The organism is Pseudomonas sp. N40(2020) (assembly GCF_014472415.1).
Lineage (GTDB): Bacteria > Pseudomonadota > Gammaproteobacteria > Pseudomonadales > Pseudomonadaceae > Aquipseudomonas.
The window spans coordinates 20,464-35,518 of sequence record NZ_JACSZV010000040.1 but is presented as its reverse complement, the minus strand read 5'-3'; the positions used below and the strand labels follow the sequence as shown (position 1 = coordinate 35,518).

General features: G+C 57.7%; 15 protein-coding genes and 2 pseudogenes. 13 read left to right on the top strand and 4 right to left on the bottom strand.

Annotated elements, in window-relative coordinates; genetic code table 11:
• Positions 1 to 111: 111 nt before the first annotated feature.
• A pseudogene (locus IAI51_RS28360) lies at positions 112 to 284 on the bottom strand (integrase); the annotation flags it as partial.
• Positions 285 to 373: 89 nt separating this feature from the next.
• Here IAI51_RS28360 and IAI51_RS28025 point away from each other — a divergent pair.
• Positions 374 to 496: pseudogene (locus IAI51_RS28025) on the top strand (integrase); the annotation flags it as partial.
• 140 nt (positions 497 to 636) lie between these two features.
• On the opposite strand, the gene IAI51_RS22240 reads toward IAI51_RS28025, so the two are convergent.
• The gene (locus IAI51_RS22240; RefSeq protein ID WP_187680416.1) at positions 637 to 1,578 is read right to left on the bottom strand and encodes a LysR family transcriptional regulator; all 942 of its coding nucleotides are present in this window, start codon (positions 1,576 to 1,578) and stop codon (positions 637 to 639) included.
• Between the two features lie 104 nt (positions 1,579 to 1,682).
• On the opposite strand from IAI51_RS22240, the gene IAI51_RS22235 reads away from it, so the two are divergent.
• Positions 1,683 to 2,159, top strand: coding sequence for a GFA family protein (locus IAI51_RS22235; protein WP_187680415.1), 477 nt, complete (start codon positions 1,683 to 1,685; stop codon positions 2,157 to 2,159).
• 78 nt (positions 2,160 to 2,237) lie between these two features.
• Here the strand turns inward: IAI51_RS22235 and IAI51_RS22230 are convergent, their stop codons facing one another.
• On the bottom strand, positions 2,238 to 3,113 hold the full coding sequence (locus IAI51_RS22230) for a LysR substrate-binding domain-containing protein (RefSeq protein ID WP_187680414.1): 876 nt from the start codon (positions 3,111 to 3,113) through the stop codon (positions 2,238 to 2,240).
• Between the two features lie 154 nt (positions 3,114 to 3,267).
• On the opposite strand from IAI51_RS22230, the gene IAI51_RS22225 reads away from it, so the two are divergent.
• The 7 genes from IAI51_RS22225 (at position 3,268) to IAI51_RS22195 (ending at position 8,492) form a co-directional block, all read left to right on the top strand.
• Positions 3,268 to 3,693 (top strand): VOC family protein, encoded by a 426-nt coding sequence (locus tag IAI51_RS22225; protein ID WP_187680439.1) that lies wholly within the window; start codon positions 3,268 to 3,270, stop codon positions 3,691 to 3,693.
• Between the two features lie 113 nt (positions 3,694 to 3,806).
• Positions 3,807 to 5,063: a cation:dicarboxylate symporter family transporter gene (locus IAI51_RS22220; protein ID WP_187680413.1), complete on the top strand. Its 1,257-nt coding sequence runs from the start codon at positions 3,807 to 3,809 to the stop codon at positions 5,061 to 5,063.
• A gap of 107 nt (positions 5,064 to 5,170) precedes the next feature.
• Positions 5,171 to 6,274, top strand: a complete 1,104-nt coding sequence (locus IAI51_RS22215) for an alkene reductase (protein ID WP_187680412.1) — start codon at positions 5,171 to 5,173, stop codon at positions 6,272 to 6,274.
• 73 nt (positions 6,275 to 6,347) lie between these two features.
• Positions 6,348 to 7,091 (top strand): SDR family oxidoreductase, encoded by a 744-nt coding sequence (locus tag IAI51_RS22210; protein ID WP_187680411.1) that lies wholly within the window; start codon positions 6,348 to 6,350, stop codon positions 7,089 to 7,091.
• A gap of 70 nt (positions 7,092 to 7,161) precedes the next feature.
• Positions 7,162 to 7,542, top strand: a complete 381-nt coding sequence (locus IAI51_RS22205; RefSeq protein WP_187680410.1) for a nuclear transport factor 2 family protein — start codon at positions 7,162 to 7,164, stop codon at positions 7,540 to 7,542.
• Positions 7,543 to 7,601: 59 nt separating this feature from the next.
• Positions 7,602 to 7,988: a nuclear transport factor 2 family protein gene (locus tag IAI51_RS22200; RefSeq protein WP_187680409.1), complete on the top strand. Its 387-nt coding sequence runs from the start codon at positions 7,602 to 7,604 to the stop codon at positions 7,986 to 7,988.
• Positions 7,989 to 8,054: 66 nt separating this feature from the next.
• On the top strand, positions 8,055 to 8,492 hold the full coding sequence (locus tag IAI51_RS22195) for an SRPBCC family protein (RefSeq protein ID WP_187680408.1): 438 nt from the start codon (positions 8,055 to 8,057) through the stop codon (positions 8,490 to 8,492).
• A gap of 31 nt (positions 8,493 to 8,523) precedes the next feature.
• Here IAI51_RS22195 and IAI51_RS22190 read toward each other — a convergent pair whose 3' ends face one another.
• Positions 8,524 to 9,720: an MFS transporter gene (locus tag IAI51_RS22190; RefSeq protein ID WP_187680407.1), complete on the bottom strand. Its 1,197-nt coding sequence runs from the start codon at positions 9,718 to 9,720 to the stop codon at positions 8,524 to 8,526.
• A gap of 230 nt (positions 9,721 to 9,950) precedes the next feature.
• Between IAI51_RS22190 and IAI51_RS22185 the strand changes: the two genes are divergently transcribed.
• The 4 genes from IAI51_RS22185 (at position 9,951) to IAI51_RS22170 (ending at position 15,053) form a co-directional block, all read left to right on the top strand.
• The gene (locus tag IAI51_RS22185; RefSeq protein WP_187680406.1) at positions 9,951 to 10,883 is read left to right on the top strand and encodes an AraC family transcriptional regulator; all 933 of its coding nucleotides are present in this window, start codon (positions 9,951 to 9,953) and stop codon (positions 10,881 to 10,883) included.
• An 89-nt stretch (positions 10,884 to 10,972) separates the two neighbouring features.
• The gene (locus IAI51_RS22180) at positions 10,973 to 11,428 is read left to right on the top strand and encodes a (2Fe-2S)-binding protein (RefSeq protein ID WP_187680405.1); all 456 of its coding nucleotides are present in this window, start codon (positions 10,973 to 10,975) and stop codon (positions 11,426 to 11,428) included.
• Entirely contained in the window at positions 11,428 to 13,683 is a 2,256-nt protein-coding gene (locus IAI51_RS22175; protein ID WP_187680404.1) for a xanthine dehydrogenase family protein molybdopterin-binding subunit, read from the top strand. Before IAI51_RS22180 ends, IAI51_RS22175 begins: the two co-directional genes overlap by 1 nt.
• A gap of 17 nt (positions 13,684 to 13,700) precedes the next feature.
• Positions 13,701 to 15,053 (top strand): c-type cytochrome, encoded by a 1,353-nt coding sequence (locus IAI51_RS22170; RefSeq protein WP_187680403.1) that lies wholly within the window; start codon positions 13,701 to 13,703, stop codon positions 15,051 to 15,053.
• Positions 15,054 to 15,055 lie beyond the last annotated feature (2 nt).

The window sequence follows — 15,055 nt, the reverse complement described above, 5'->3', positions numbered from 1 at the left end:
AGTTGAGTGGTAAGTATTGGTCGTTTCCAGCCCTTGGTAATCGGCGCCAATGGGGCGGATCGCGACGGTCTAGCATCGACCGTCGCAACGGGTGGTTAAACTTCCGTCTGTTCAGCCATTCCAAGACATCTTCGTCCTCCGATAAATCAGCGATGCTTTGGTTTTCCCTAGCGAATGAGTACCGTACATCGTGCGTCAAGGCCAATGGCTGTTACCCACGCTTTGACTATCCGAGCGTACTGTCTGGTGGAGAGATGTTGTTCCAAGGCTGATGGCTGTAAGTAGCAATAGTGCTCATGGCCTGTCCTCCACGTTCAGGGAGGACAAGGGTGGATCACTCACAATGAGTGGTGGTCGCTATTCGACCACTACAATCCGCCCGAAAGCCGCTTCGAAAATCAGCGATGTGGGTGACGCCAGCCTGCTGCTTGGGCACACAAAAGGCGACATTACCGAGCGGATTTATCGCCGCGCTGGCGGAGTTCGAGCCCCATCGCCTCCGCCATCTTATATACGACAAAGTCCTGATTTTTCGGGGCTTTGTCGTTTCTGGAGTTCGCGATTTTTCGCTTCATACTCTTTAGATCGTTTCAGCCATTTCCGCAACGCTTCCCTTCTGATACCGGCGCTGCCTACTCAAATCAAATTGCTCGCGACCAGATGTTTAGGGTGTTTGGCTGTGCTCTGTACGCTGCTTTCGTCCAGATAAAGGGCCAGCGCTTCCCCCAAGGCTTCGAATGTTCTGGCGATGCGCCCAACTTTGCGCAGGTCACTGTGCATGGCAATCCAGACATCAACGTCGAAGCCAAAGCTGTCAGGCAATAACTGGATCAGACCATAGGTCGCTGCGACGGTGGTAGCGCATAAGCCAAATCCGAGACCATTTCTGAGTGCGGCGAGTTGAGCAAGGTGGTTATCGGTGGCGATAGAGAACGGTTGGTCTACTTCGCACAGCCCCACCTCGACCAGTCTGCGTAAGTCAGCAGTGCGGCGATCGGGTCCAATCAGTGGCGCGCGACGCACCTCTTCGAGATTTGCAGGCTCGCCATAGCGTTCAAGGCATTGGGCATTTGCGAACAGGCCCACTCGTAAAGCACCGGCGCGTCGCACGACTATTTCCGCTTCTCTCGGGCGTACGAGGCGCACAGCGATGTCTGACTCCTGTCGGGCGATGTCTTCCAGCGAATCGTTGATACTGAGCTCAAGTTTCAATTCTGAATGCTTGTAATGAAACTCACGCATCAACCCCGGGAGCACCTCGACGCCCAGAAAAGCGCTGCTTGCGAGCCTGACGGTGCCACTCGTGACCTGCGTTTCAGCGCTGGCCATGCGATTGAACGCCTCGGCAGCCATCGCCATGGATTCGACATGGTGAACCAGCCCACGTGCCGATGCTGTAGGCACGAGCCCCGAAGAGGTTCGTGTGAATAACTTCACGCCCAGACCCGCTTCAAGGCTGTCGAGACGTCGACGAGCCGTTGCCTGCGCAATTCCCAGCAACCTGGAGGCGCCCGATAGGCTGCCACTGCGCAGAACCGCCAGGAACACTCGCTGGCTTTCCCATTCCAGCCCGCTCATCTATTCCGTACCAACGGTTGCTCCATTAATTGTCTTCTGGTGGATTCGAGAAGCATGGATGATGAACCCCTGACTCGTAGCGCAGCATTATAAGGAGCAACATCATGGGTTTCACCGGCCAATGCCGATGCGGACAAGTGCATCTTCAAATGCAGATTGAAGCACTTCCGCCTATATATGCATGCCACTGCCTGAACTGCCAGCGATGGAGCGGCAGTGCGTTCGCATTGCATATGCTCTGTCCCGCTCAGGCGATTGAGGCTTCGGGAAGGATGCTCACTTATATCCATGCAACGGATGGGCGTACGTCGACCGAGTACGCATGCGGCAAGTGTTTCACCCGGCTGTTCAATGAGACTGACGCGGCTCCAGGCATGCGTGTATTGCGGGCCAGCGTACTCCACGGCGCGGATCGTTTGAAGCCCTTGGCACACATCTGGACCAAGCGTAAACAGCCCTGGATTTCGTTGCCTGAAGGTGTAGCCCAGTGGCCGGAAAGCCCAACTCCCGAAGACTTTGCCTTGGCCATCAGTCAACACGAGCCGGACGCATCTGGCCCCACAGGTTCAAGTTTTCATTGAATGGCTGCAAGAGCGTTTTGCGCAGCTTCATTCTGACTGGCTGGAACCCCAGCGGTCATTGGAGAAAAACTCTCTTCGTTAAAAGCCACGCTTGAATTGATCACTGATCAGGTCAGCCAGTGTCCGCACAGATTCAGTAAAGCTTCGGCGAGATCGATGTATCAATCCGATATCACGGTGAAATGTGTGCACGCCCAGGTCGAGTGCCCGGACACCTGCTGGCCATTCAGGATTCGGAGTAGTTTGCGGTACCAGCGCAACGCCAACGCCGTTTTCGACCAGTTTGACGATGGCCTCCAACTCATCCAGTTCGCAAACTTCATGCAGGTTGAAATGCATCTGTCGCAGGAAGCGATCGACCTGTCGGCCGCCGAATGATGATCGGTCATAACGAATGAATGGCTGGCTGGAAAGCAGTTTCGACCAGTCCTCACCGGGCACATCGCGCGGCACGATCAGACGGTAAGGCTCAAGCGCCAACGTCGTCCAGCGCAGATCGCTTTGTAGTGAAAACGGAGGGCGAATGATAGCGGCCATGTCGATCTCGCCGGCATCGACGAGGTTCACCAACTCCATCGACAACCCAGGAATGACACGCGTGCGGCACTGCGGACATTGCTGGTGAAATTTGGCCAGCGCATCGGGCAGACAGGAACGCTGTACGGACGCGATAGCACCAATGTTCACCAGCACGCTTGGAGGTTGCCCCACAGTCGTTGAGCCCAGACTTTCATAAAGTCTGAGCAGCTCTTGCGCTTGCAGGAGTATTTGCTGGCCCATTTTGTTGAGGTGGGCTGTGCGCCCTTTTCTGTCGAAAATTTCGAAACCGAGCTCAGCCTCCAGGCGCTGGATCTGTGCGCTGACGGCCGCCTGAGTGAGGCCGATCTTGTTGCCGGCAGCGGCAAAAGTGCCTTCCCGCGCCACAGCGATGAGTGTTTTCAGTTCTTTGATCATTCACAAATATTAATTGTTTTTCTAAGAAATATATATTGATTTTTATGTTTGGTTATACGACCTACGATGCTTCCCATCCCCGACAACGGCTGAATCCTGACAGCCCATGCCGGTGGGAATGTTCGCCAACCAACAAAAAATATTTGGAGTTCTGATGAGCCTCTCGCCTTTCCACCTTGCAATCCCTGTTTACAACCTGGCTTCAGCGCGGACCTTTTACGGTGAGGTTTTGGGTCTTGAGGAAGGACGCTCAAGCAGCCAGTGGGTCGATTTCGACTTCTATGGTCACCAACTGGTGATCCACGAGCACCCGAAAACCGCCTCACAAGAGAGCGTTCACAGCAATCCGGTCGATGGTCACGATGTTCCCGTTCCGCACTTCGGCATCATCCTGGGTTGGGAGCAATGGGAAGCGCTGGCCGAGCGCCTCAAGTCTTTCGGCACCGAGTTTGTGATCGAACCGTACATTCGCTTCAAAGGCCAGGTGGGCGAGCAAGCCACCATGTTTCTGTTTGATCCATGCGGCAACGCTTTGGAGTTCAAGGCATTCAAGGATATGAGCCAGCTCTTCGCGAAATAAGCACATCAATGGCACAACTGTGTTGTGCCATTGGATCTCAAGTGAGCTGGAAGCTCATGACTCTAGCAACTGCGAATAGACGCAGACCTTTCATTCCAACAAGAAGGCTAGACATGAAACGTATTCCCCTGGTGTGGCAAATCGTTGCCGGGCTGCTGCTTGGCGTGCTTGTAGGTTGGTACTTCAATACGCATCCGCAATATCAAACATGGGTCAGCGCAGAGATTCTGAAGCCACTCGGCGACATCTTCATCAAGATGATGAAGATGGTGGTTGTGCCGATTGTGTTCTGTTGCATGATCCTGGGTATTGCTGGCGGTGGAGACAGCAAGTCGTTTGGCCGTATGGGCATTAAGTCGCTCGGCTACTTCTTTGCGATTACCGCGCTGGCGATCGTTATAGGGTTGTGTTTTGCGAACCTCTTCGAACCCGGAACAGGTACCGACATTTCAGGCGTCTCACACAACTCTGCAGCCATCAACATGGAGCCGTCCAAAGGGGCTCTGGTCATTTTGCAGAACATCGTTCCAGACAACATATTGGTGGCGATGTCGGAGGCGAAGTTGCTGTCAGTGCTGTTTTTTGCCGTTCTTTTCGGCTTGGCATTGAATGCGTTACCGAAAGACAAAAGCGCACCCGTCATCGCACTGGTTCAAAGTATTTCGGACGCGATGTTCAAGGTTGTCTCCCTCGTCATGGCCTACGCGCCGATCGGGGTGTTTGGCATGATCGGCGCGACCGTGGCGACGTTCGGTTTCGCCTCACTGTTGCCCCTGCTCAAGTTGATTGCTGTTGTATATCTGGCGCTGATTGCTTTCGCACTGGTCGTGCTGGGTGGCATTTGCTACTTGATTGGCGAAAACATTTTCAAATTGATCCGGTACTTCCGCAATGAACTGATCCTCGCGTTTTCGAGTGCCGCCTCAGCAGCCGTCATGCCGCAATTGATGACCAAGCTGGAGAGCTACGGTGTACCACGCAGGATCGTCAGTTTCGTGGTGCCGGTGGGTTATGCGTTCAATCTCGATGGTGCGTCGATTTTTCTCGGGGTGGCGACGATCTTTGTGGCGCAACTTTATGGCATCGACTTGTCGCTGTCCCAGCAGATCCTGCTGGTGGTGACGATGGTGCTGACCTCAAAGGGTGCGGCAGGAGTGCCGGGGTTTGCCATCATCATCTTGTCCGCCACATTGGCATCTGCCGGTCTTCCATTGGAGGGTGTGGCATTGATCGCCGGCATTTTCAGGATTATCGACAGCGGCACTACCACGTTGAATGTATTGGGTAATGCCATTGCGCCGCTGGTGATCGCCAAGTGGGAAAAGGTCGAACTGGAACCTTCAGGGACTCACCCAGCAGCATGCGGCTAAGCGCTGGCGGCGCAAAGAATGGCAGATCACGAGTAAGCGCCTGCTGGCATAGAGGCGTTTTTATTTAGCACCTCACTAGACGACCGGTCTAATTAACTGGAGATTTTATGACTGATATTGGCTTTGAAACCGATCTTTTTTCCCCCATGCAAATGGGCGCGCTTCAATTGGCCAACCGAATTGTCATGGCACCTGTGACACGCAGCCGAATGGCTGACGACGGCGTACCTAATGAAATGCATGCGACTTATTACGCTCAGCGTGCCAGCGCCGGCCTGATCATTGCCGAGGCGACGAATATTTCCGCTCAAGGGCGTGGCTATGCCATGACGCCGGGTATCTGGTCGCAAGAACAGGTCGCCGGCTGGAAAAAAGTCACCGACGCCGTGCACGCGGCGGGGGGCAAAATCGTCAGCCAGTTGTGGCACGTGGGGCGTTTTTCCAGCGTCGAGTTACAGCCCAACGGCGATGCACCCGTGGCGCCTTCGGCTATCAAGGCTGAAGGTAGCACTTACACCGAAAAGGGCTTTGTCGAGGTGTCGATGCCTCGTGCGCTTGAGACCTCGGAGATTCCCGGCATCATCGAGCAATACAAACTGGCTGCAGAGAATGCCAAACGGGCCGGTTTCGATGGCGTGGAGGTCCATTCCGCCAACAGCTATCTGCTCGATCAGTTTCTGCGCGATTCCACCAATCAACGCACCGACCAATACGGCGGCTCCATCGAGAACCGCGCTCGACTGACGCTGGAAGTGACCGAGGCCGTGGTGTCGATCTGGGGCAACGAGCGTGTCGGTATTCGCCTTTCGCCCGTTACGCCGGATGCCGGTAATACGCCTCCCGACAGCAACGTCATGGCGACTTACGGTTACCTGATCCAGCAACTCAATAACTTCAATCTGGCCTACCTGCATTTCGTTGAAGGCGCCACGGCCACTTCTCGCACGGTCCCTGACGATGTGGATCTGGACGCATTGAGTGCGCAGTTTGCAGGGGCGTTCATCGGCAATAACAACTACGACCTGGCGATGGCACTCGAGCGTCGGGCGCAGGGCCGGATTGACGCGGTGGCGTTTGGTCGATTGTTCATTTCCAACCCCGATCTCGTGGAGCGCCTGCGTCGCGGCATCGAGCTGACCATCGCGCCACGCGAAAGCTACTACGGCGGTGGCGCCAAAGGTTACATCGATTGGCCAACCGCTAACGCTTGAGTCCTGAGTAGCCATTTCCTTCGCCAAGCAAGGCGCAGGGACCGCAATCGCATTCCCGCAAAGAGGTGTGAGCATGAATTATTTGCAAAACAAGGTCGCCATCGTCACCGGCGCATCCTCCGGTATCGGCGCGGCAACCACCCGCGCGCTGGCAGCACACGGTGTACGTGTCGTTGCCGCCGCACTCGATGAAAAAGGCCTGGAATCCTTCGTCTGCGAACTGCGCAAGGCCGGAAGTGAGGTGGTCGCTTTTACCACTGACGTAACTCAACCGGATCAAACCCAGGCACTCGCCAGGTTTGCCCGGGAAACTTACGGCACCGTCGACATTCTGGTGAACAACGCCGGGCTGATGCTGTTCTCAAACTGGGTCGATCTGGCTGTGCACGATTGGGAAAAGATGATCGATGTAAATATCAAAGGTTACCTCAACGCTATTGCGGCGGTGCTGCCGTTGATGCTGGAGCACAAGTCCGGGCAGATCCTCAATATGGATTCCGTTGCGGGCCACCAGGTCGGACAGGCCGCAGGTGTTTACAGCGCTACCAAGTTTTTCGTTCAGGCCATGACCGAGTCCATGCGCAAGGAGCTTGGCGTGCAGCATGGCATCCGCGTCAATACCGTCAGCCCTGGCGTGATCAATACGGGTTGGGCCGACAAGGTCAGTGACCCCGAGGGGCGCAAGGCTGCCAAGGAACTGAACCGGATCGCCATCGCCCCTGACGATATCGCCCGAGCGGTGATTTACGCACTCAACCAACCGGAAAACGTCACCGTCAACGACTTGATCATCTCGCCGACCCGCCAGGATTGGTGACGGTCGTTCAGTCATCGCGCCCGCCGGCAGCTTCGCTGTCATCGTTAATTTATTCACTCAGGAATACATCATGTCCGTTCCAACTTACGTTCAGGAATACAACGCAATCGTCGAGGTGCTTAACCAGTACAACGAAGGTGGCGCAAAGGCAGACAGCACGCTGATGAAGCCTGCATTCAACGAGCAGGCGACTCTGTTTGGCGTTGACGGCGACAAGCTCGTCGGCGGCGCGATTCAGAACCTGTACGACGTCATCGATAACGTCTTCCGCCCCTCTCCCGAAGCCAAAGCCGCAATCGTTCGCATCGATATCGTCGGCACCGCAGCCAGTGCCCGAGTGGATACCGACAACATTTCCGGATTTCGCTTCACCGACTTCTTCAACCTGCTGAAGGTGCAAGGCAAGTGGACAATCGTCAGCAAGATCTACCACACCCACCCAAGTGCATGAAGCCGCGTGCGGTTCTGATCAGAACCGCTGTAGCTCGCCTTCATTGAAAGGAAAGAACCATGTCGAAAAATATCAAAGCAGTACCCACCGCTGAGTACAACGCTGTCATCGCCACCGCCAATCAGTATGTTGAAGGTCTCCGGATCGGTAGTGCTGAAAGCGTTGCGCAAGCCTTCCATGAACACGCGGTGATGTACGGTTTCACCAATGGAGAGTTGCTCGGCGGCCCGATCAACAACCTGTTTGATTTCGTTGAAAAGAACGGCAGTGCACCCGAAATCACCACCCGGCTCGACGTATTGGCAATCACGCCGACCACCGCTGTGGTGCGTGTAGACATGGAAAACGATGCGATTGGCGCTGACTACAACGACTACCTGACGCTGATCAAAATTGACGGCGTCTGGAAGGTGATCGCCAAGGTTTATCACCAGTTCGACGTGTAAGCATCAACCGGTCCCGGCGGACCTGATTCCGGGATCGACCAACTGTTCATTTAAAGGGTGTAGACAATGCCAATGGTTGATTTTTCCGCTGTCCTGAACAGCGATGCACAGCGCGTCTGGAGTGTGGTGAAGCAGTTTGGTGAGATCCATAAATGGCATCCCTCGATTGCAGAAAGCAGCATCGAAGGAGGTGGGCCTGATGGATCAGTCGCTTGCGTTCGCAAACTGACACTGACTGATGGAGCGGTTGTCAGAGAGCGCCTGTTGTCGGTCGATGACCGCGCCTTAACGCTGTCCTACTGTATCGAGGAGGCGCCGCTGCCTCTGGACAACTATGTCGCAACGGTACGTTTGGTAGCGATCACGGGACAAGAACAAACCCTTGTCACCTGGTCAGCATGTTTCGACCTTCAGGAACCGAATACCGCCGAGCACTATCAGGCGTTGATTCGAAGCCTGATCGTTGATGGTCACAAGGGTTTGCAGTCTTTGCTTACTCAATAATGCATCGGTGCACTCCACCTTCCCGATCTCGTCAGGCTGTCGCGTTAGACCCGACAAGATGAACTTCGGTGGCATGGCGACCCGCTAGCCAAGCAAGCGCAGAAGCGGCGACCAACACGGCTGCGCTGAGCTCGAATGTGGCCTTGTAACCGCTCAGATCAAATGCCAGGCCACCAATGATTGCTCCTCCCGCGATAGCTAACTGGACGATGGCCACAAGCAAGCCTCCTCCGGCTTCCGCATCATCAGGCAGAGTTTTCGCCAGCCATGTCCACCATCCGACCGGAGCGGCCGTAGCGACCAATCCCCAGAGGCCAAGCAGCACAGCGGTCAGTACCGGCGATTCGCCGAAGTTCACCAGAGCCAGTGCGATGCCAGCCATGATCAGCGGGATAACTGTCAGCGTGCGGTACAGGCTGCTCCCCATAAACCTTTCGATCAGAAAGGTGCCGATAAACCCTGCAAGTCCCAGCCCCAGCAGCATGAAGGACAACGTTGAGACACTGACGCCAGTCACGCCCTCAAGAAATGGCCGCAGATAAGTGAACAGCATGAACTGTCCCATGAAAAACACGCTCACCGCGACCATTCCCAATGCGACTGGCAACTGCTTCATCAGCCGCAGAACGTTACCGCTACCTGCCTGGCGCTCAGCACTGAACGACGGCAGGCTGATCAGCAGCCATACGGCTGCAAGCACTGCAACAGGAACCACACAGAAGAAAGCGCCGCGCCAGCCTATCAGCGAGCCAAGGAACGCGCCCGCCGGTGCGGCGATTACCGTGGCCAGAGCGTTACCGCCATTGACGATGGCCAGCGCTCGGGAAACTTGATCAGGCTTTACCAAACGCATTGCCGTCGCCGCCGACAATGACCAGAAACCGCCGATGGCTATGCCGATCAAAGCACGTCCGATCATGAATGAAGGATAGCCTGGCGCGAGCGCGACGACCGTGCCTGACACGATCATCAGCAAGGTCAGACACAGCAGCAACTTCTTGCGTTCTACGCGAGCGGCGATCGATGCAATGACCAGGCTTGTGATCAATGCAAAGGCACCGGACACGGAAATACCCTGCCCTGCCTGGCCTTCCGTGATGTGCAGGTCTGCCGCAATGGGCGTCAGCAGGCTGACGGGCATGAACTCTGAAGCGACCAGGGCGAATGCGGCCAACGACATGGCAAGCACCGCGCTCCAGCCGCGTTTTTCTGTAGAGGGAGAAGTCATGGAAACTACCTTTGGTGCGAAAAACGTGTGGGTGTGATGCGCAGGGGTTCAAGCAGTTTGTCGCCCATACGGGCACTCCCCTGTAACAGATAGACACATTCTCCCGGTCGATCCGCCTCTGCCCTAGTGCATTCCTCTTGAATGCTTGCCTGATCCTCTGAGGATGCAGGGTGGTGGATAGGAAACGCCTCTGCAGCGGATTAGAGTTCAGTCAACAGGAGCGACCCGCCATGATCGATACACCCCTGCGCCATGAATCACCTTTGGCGTTGAACATTGACCCGCGCGTGAGCGCACCGGGTGATTTCGTCACGTCCATACCCGGGCTGTCGCTGTTTCGTCGCGACCAGCCGGCACCCCCTGTCGTGTGCATGATCGAGCCAAGCCTCATTCTCGTAGGCCGTGGGGAAAAGCGCTTGTGGGTCGGTGGCGAAGGCTACCGCTACGGCCCTTCGCGGTTTCTGGTCACGTCGCTGGACCTGCCAGCCAATTCCGAAGTGATGCTAGCCAGTCCCGAACAGCCTTGTGTCGGGCTCGTGCTGAAACTGGATGTGAGCATGCTCGCCGAGGTCATCACCAAGGTTGGCATGCCTGCGAAGCGACAACCCTCCACCGGCACAGGCGCAGGCATTGGCACTATGTCGACCGCCCTGGAAGGTGCGCTCGATCGCCTGCTGGCATTGCTCGATGAGCCCGAGGCGATCCCGGTGCTCGCGCCGCTGATCCTGCGGGAAATCCACTATCGGCTGCTCTATACCGATCAAGGGGCACGGCTGCGGCAGATCACTGCTGTCGATGGCCAGGGTTATCGCATCGCCAAAGCCATCGACTGGCTCAAGGTCAACTTCACCGATGCATTGCGCATCGATGATCTGGCGGCGCGAGTGCAAATGAGCGCTCCCACCTTTCACCATCATTTCCGCCAGCTCACCGGCATGAGCCCGCTGCAATACCAGAAGTGGCTGCGGCTGAACGAGGCCCGTCGGCTGATGTTGATGGAGCGTCTGGACGTTTCGCGAGCGGCATTTGCTGTCGGGTATGAAAGTCCTTCGCAGTTCAGCCGCGAATATGGCCGCCTGTTTGGGACCGCGCCCAGTCGTGACATTTCGCTGCTGCGTGGCCGGCCATTCGAGGCGCAAGCGCTCGACAACACGGCCAGTTGAGCGAACGACACGCTTTAACGGTGATGCGCCTCGCAGCGTTTCACCCCTTACAAAAAATGCACGTCAACCGATGATCAAGCGGGTGAATCATGGAACTACGAATCAACCAGAAGACCTATCAGGTCGATGCCGACGCCGATACCCCCCTGCTGTGGGTGATCCGCGATGATCTGGGCATGACCGGTACCAAGTACGGCTGCGGACTGGCGCAATGCGGCGCCTGCTCCGTGCTGGTGGACGGCAATGTCGTGCGCTCGTGCGTCACGCCAGTGGCTGGTGTGGTCGGCCGCGAGGTCACCACCATTGAGGCCATCGAGGCCGATGACGTGGGCAAGCGAGTGGTCTCGACCTGGGTCGATCTGCAAGTCGCCCAATGCGGCTACTGCCAGTCCGGACAGGTGATGGCCGCCACCGCGCTGCTCAAACAAAACCCCAAGCCGAGTGATGCACAGATCGAGGCCGCGATGGTCAACCTGTGCCGCTGCGGCACTTACAACGCCATTCATGCCGCGATGCATGAGCTTGCCGGCAAGGGAGAAGCGTGATGAATGTCCGTATCGACCCTCCCCAGGAAGTATCAGCGCTTGATCTGCACGATCCGGTGAATGTGTCGCGCAGACGTTTCTTGACCGGTACCGCCGTGGGCGCACTGGTGCTCGGCTTTGGCCTGCCGCTCGGCTCGACACGCGTGCAAGCTGCAGCGGCGGCGACTGCACCGCTCGAGCGCGGCACACAGGTTCCCGCGTTTCTGGAGATCCGCCCGGACAACCGCGTGCGTCTACTGTGCCCGTTCATGGAAGGCGGCCAAGGTACGTTCACTGCGATGGCGCAGATTGTCGGCGAAGAACTGGATGCCGACCCGTCGACCTTCCTGGTCGAAGCCGCACCGCCCGGCGAGGCCTATGTGGTGATGGAAAACGGCATGCGTGTCACCGGCGGCAGTATGTCGGTGCGCATGAGTTACTCGGTGATGCGGCGCCTCGGCGCACTTACCCGCGCCATGCTTTTGCAGGCGGGCGCAGAAAAGTTTGGCGTGCCGGTCGCCGAGTTGACCACCGAACCTGGCAAAGTCGTACATGCCAAGTCGGGCCGCTCGTTGACGTACGGTGAATTGGCCGAGCGCGCGATGGATCTGCCGGTTCCCGATCCGGCCTCTGTGAAGCTGCGTGATCCGAGCCAGTTTCGCTGGATCGGCAAACCGGTCAAGCGCGTCGATGCCTATGACAAGTCCACGGGCAAGGCGCTTTACAGCATCGATCTGAAGGTCGACGGCATGCTCCATGCCGCCGTTCAGCATGCCCCGCGCCTGGGTATGACGGTGGGCAACCTGCGCAACGAAGATCAGGTCAAGACAATGAAAGGCGTGCATTCCGTGCATCGTCTGCCCGGTGCCGTGGCGGTAGTAGCCGAGCGTTGGTGGCACGCAAAACGTGCGGTGGAGGCGATTCAAGTCGACTGGCAAGAGCCAATGGCCGACAGCAAAGTGCGGCCGATGCCCGCCGACTTTTCCAGCGATGCATGGCTCAAGCGACTCGCCGACGACAAAGGGCCTGCCAAAGATGATGAAACCCAAGGGGATGTGGCTTCGATTCTTGGCGATGCCAAGTCCCGCGTCGATGCCACCTACCATAACCAATACCTGAACCACGGACAGTTGGAACCGCCCTCTGCGCTCGCCAGATTCAATCCGGACGGTTCGCTGGAAGTCTGGCTGCCTAATCAGGCACCGGACATGTTCCGTGCGGATATCGCCAAACGCACAGGGCTCGATGCGTCTCGCATTACCTTGCATTCGCCATTGCTGGGGGGATTCTTCGGTCGACATTTTCTCTACGACTCAGCCAGTCCTTATCCTCAGGCGATCGAATTGTCCAAGGCAGTTGGCCGCCCGGTCAAACTGATCTGGAGTCGAGAGGAAGAGTTCCTGCGAGATGTGCTCCGCCCCGTTGCCGCGGTGAATTTCCGCGCGGCGCTTGATAGCGACGGCTGGCCGCTCGCAATCGAAGCGATCAGTGCCACCGAAGGTCCCACTGAAGCCATCGCCGGCAAGCAGGGTGAGAAGCTCGACCCTACGGCGCTTGAAGGGTTGTCAGGCAAGTCCTACGCGATCCCCAACAAGCGGATCGCGCAGATCTACGTCAAAGGCCCGGCGATGCTCGGTTACTGGCGTTCGGTGGGCAATTCCCTCAACGACTTCTTCTATGAGTCGTTCCTTGACGAACTGGCCGACAAGGGCGGCAAGGACCCGTTCGAACTGCGCCTGCATTTGCTGCGCGACAACCCGCGCCTGACCACGCTGCTGCAAGCAGTGGGTGAGTTGTCGGGCGGCTGGAAGCGCGGGCCGTTTACTGCCGAGGACGGCAGCAAACGTGCGCGAGGCGTGGCGATGGCTTCGCCGTTCGGTACAGAGACGGCCGTGATCGCCGAGGTGTCCATCGAGAATGGCCAGGTCAAGGTGCACGACATCTGGCAGGCGATTGACCCCGGCAGCATCGTCAACCCGGCGATTGTCGACGCTCAGGTCAATGGCGCGGTGGCGTTGGGACTGTCCCAGACGCTGGTGGAAGAGTCCGTGTGGATTGATGGTAAACCTCGGGCGCGCAACTACGACTTGTATCCGATCCTGCCGCCAGCGCGGATGGCACGGGTACACGTGCGTGTCATCGAGAGCGGGGAAAAAATGGGCGGTATCGGCGAACCACCGTTGCCGGCCGTGGCGCCAGCCGTCGCGAACGCAGTGGCAACACTGACCGGGCAACGGGTTCGCAGCCTGCCCATGAGCCGACACACCTTCACCTGATCAACGCCGGAGCGTCCATGAATAACAGCCGATTCGCAAGAACCGCTGGCTGGCTGGCAGTGCCGTGCCTGGTCGCGGCAGGCCTGCTGGCCTGGTATGTCACCCGCGAGCCCGCCTCGCCCCTTGAAAGCCAACCGATCGCTGCGGCCGACATCGAACCGGCGCTGGTCGCCCGTGGCGAATACGTCGCCAGGCTTAGCGATTGCGTGGCTTGCCACAGCGTGCCAGGTGGTGCGCCGTTCGCCGGAGGCCTGGAAATGGCCACACCGCTGGGCGCGATCCACGCGACCAATATCACCCCGGACACAGAAACCGGTATCGGCCAATACAGCCTGGCGGACTTCGACCGTGCCGTGCGCCACGGCGTGGCACCCGAGAGCCGACGTTTGTACCCAGCGATGCCCTACCCGTCTTACGCCAAGCTCAGTGATGACGACGTAAGAGCGCTGTATGCGTTTTTCATGAAAGGCGTGGCACCCGTGAAACAGGCGAACATTCCGAGTGCCATTCCCTTTCCGCTGAACCTGCGTTGGCCGATTGCGCTGTGGAACGGTGTGTTTGTCGACGCCGAGCCCTACGTGGCCAAACCGGCGCAGGATGAAGTGTGGAACCGCGGCGCTTACCTCGTTCAGGGCGCCGGGCACTGCGGCAGTTGCCATACGCCGCGTGGCCTGGCGTTCAACGAGAAGGCGCTGGATGAATCCGGCACACCTTACCTCGCTGGCGCCTTGCTCGATGGCTGGTACGCGCCGAGCCTGCGTGATGACCACAACACAGGCCTGGGTCGATGGAGCGAACCGGAAATCGTGCAGTTCCTCAAGACCGGTCGCAACAGGCACGCGGTGGTCTACGGTTCGATGACCGAGGCTTTCAACAAGTCCACGCAGTTCATGAGCGACGAAGATCTGACGGCCATTGCCCGTTATCTCAAGTCGTTGCCTGGGGACCGCCAGCGCGACGGGCAGCCATGGCAGTATCAAGAGGTCTCGGCAGCGACGCGCCTGAATGCGCCGGGCGCCCACACCTACGAGACGCGCTGTGCCTCCTGCCACGGCCTGGACGGCAAGGGACAATCGCAATGGATGCCACCGTTGGCGGGTGCCACTTCTGCGCTGGCCAAAGAAAGCGCCTCGGCGATCAACATCACCCTTAATGGTTCGCAGCGTGTCGTGGCTGCCGGTGTACCGGACGCCTATCGCATGCCGGCATTCCGCGAGCAGTTATCGGATCAGCAGATTGCTGAGGTACTGACATTCATGCGCAGCACCTGGGGTAATCAGGGCAGTGCTGTTGATGCACAGGCGGTTGGCAAGCTGCGCGAACACACCGATCCGGCCAGCAGCAGCCCGATCATCCTGCACATGCGCTAAGA